The following is a 2,027-nucleotide window of genomic DNA, read 5'->3' as shown; positions in this document are numbered from 1 at the left end:
CGTTGTCGGTCACGCTGACTCACATAAAGCTACACACCAACCACCAACAACACAAACCCCCAGCACAAACACGGTTTCTAGCCATCCCCACCAACGCTGGACATGCTGCGAATGTTGTCGTGGGTGAGGTTGATCTTCCCTGCGACGTAGAGCGCGATGAACACGCAGCCTACGAGCGCGACAGCACTGGAAACGATAAGCAGTCCAAGTGGGACTCGCCCCGCAGTTTCCTCGAATCGCAGGAGGTCACGCACGCCGAACCAGAGTAAGAATCCTGCCGCCGGAAAGAGTGCCTTGGCTTTGGTGACGGTGCCTGCGGCGAATACTCCGGCCGCCACAACTGTCACTGCCACCAGGATGAACACCTCCGGTTGAACATCGACGTGGTCAATCGGCAATAGAATGCTTCCGGCGCTTGCAATCACGCCGAGAATTGCTCCCGCACCCACACTGACTGCCAGCACGTGCACTGCCCACGCCTTTCGGGTGAATCCGTACGAATGCGCGACCAGTGGGCTCAGACCACTCGTCACTGTCTCGGTGCCCAGCCACATGAAGAAGAACAGCACGGGCAAAGCTGCGAGGATGGAAGAAAACGTATCGTTTTCGATGAAACCGGCAAGATAGATTGCCAGTGAGAGCCCGGCACCGGCAATGGCGGCGCCCAACAGCGTCGGCCACCACATGGCTTGGACCAGCAGCGAACCAGACGGCCGGATATGCGAGGACTCCACCTCACCGTAACGCGCCTGATCACCGACAGCACCGTGGGTGGCTACGAACAACACTCCGCAGGTGGCGGCGATGAGCGCACCGGTTACCCCCTTCATGCCGGGCACAAAGAGAAGGTAGATCAATGCTGCGGCAATAACGACCGGCGCCGTCACCATGAGTAGCTGGCTGCGCGCTCTAGCCGCATTCATCCCCAACGCCCGGAAGATGTTCTTTTCTGGGTATAGGTCGTCCAGCAGGGTCAACGTGCCGATGAGACTACCTCCCACCACTGACGTCCAGCTGCCCACCCAGGCTCCACCAATGAGAAAGATGAGCGCGATGGGCAGGAGCAGCAGGCGCCACCGTGACCCTGCCTTGAACTGGTGCCAGAAGAATGAGGCATCCAGGGCCGTCATCGTTACAGCCATGGTTAGCTCACCTCCAGGAGAGACTCGATGACGTCGCCGAGGTCGGCAGGCGCGGTGCGCGCCGAAAGGCCTGTTGCGCTCGTGGCGGGGAGGAGGGCGCGGGACCCGGCATCGGTGCGTCGATAAGCGAGCGCGTGCTCGGGCTCGTCAAAGGAGCCGGTCGCCACGACGTAATCGTCGGCCTCCTCTGCGAGAATGTGCGCGGCGATGCGGCCGTCGCGGCCGAGAATGATCGCGGAATCGAGGAGCTTGGCGGCGTCCTCAATGTGGTGCGTTGCCATGATGAACGTTCGGCCATTCCCGGAAAGCTCCAGCAAATGGCGGTAGAAGACGTCTGTGTTGTGGATGTCGAGGCCGACGTAGGGTTCGTCGAGAAGCGTGAGCTCAGCACCCGACGCGAGACCGACAATATTGCCGACCATCGCTCGCTGACCACGCGACAACTGGCTGTACGCCGTCGTCATTGCGTCATCGAGAGCGAAATCGGCCACGAGTTCGTCGGCGATGCCGCGATCCCACCCCGGGTACCGCAACTGCGCGCCGGTAAGGATGTCACGGACGGACCATGTGCCCGGGTAGGCGACGTCGACACCGGTTAGGGAGACGCGGTCCATGACGGTCGCGTTGTCGAACGGTTTCTGGTTGAAGACATCGAGCTCACCTTCGGACGGCTTGAGCTGACCGGCGATCAGCGAGAGCAGAGTGGACTTGCCCACGCCATTGCGGCCGAGCAGGCCGTGGATGCCGCCAGGTTCTATCGCGAGGTCGAGCCGGTCCAGTACCGTCTCCCCGCCGAAGGTTTTTGTTAGGGGCCTGACCCCCGGAAAGTGGACACGTCGGGGGTTATCTATGCTGCTTGGGTCAGTGTAGCTGATGTGAGTGCTT

Annotated in this window: 2 protein-coding genes; both read right to left on the bottom strand. The window is 61.2% G+C overall.

What is annotated here, in order from left to right:
- Positions 1–77 precede the first annotated feature (77 nt).
- A complete protein-coding gene (locus KBX17_RS11375; RefSeq protein ID WP_256019911.1) occupies positions 78–1,142 on the bottom strand; it encodes a hypothetical protein in 1,065 nt (354 codons plus the stop codon).
- Positions 1,143–1,144: 2 nt separating this feature from the next.
- A partial coding sequence (locus KBX17_RS11370) for an ATP-binding cassette domain-containing protein (protein ID WP_256019909.1) occupies positions 1,145–2,027 on the bottom strand: 883 nt, incomplete at its 5' end.

Origin of the sequence: Corynebacterium sp. CCUG 65737, from assembly GCF_024454115.1 — a bacterium.
GTDB classification, from domain to species: domain Bacteria; phylum Actinomycetota; class Actinomycetes; order Mycobacteriales; family Mycobacteriaceae; genus Corynebacterium; species Corynebacterium genitalium.
Note: the sequence above shows the minus strand (reverse complement) of the source record. Positions and strands in the feature narration are given on the sequence as shown.

Excerpts from the sequence above, each read along its gene's own strand:
- KBX17_RS11375 (WP_256019911.1), bottom strand. The coding sequence starts at position 1,142 with ATGGCTGTAACGATGACGGCCCTGGATGCCTCATTCTTCTGGCACCAG.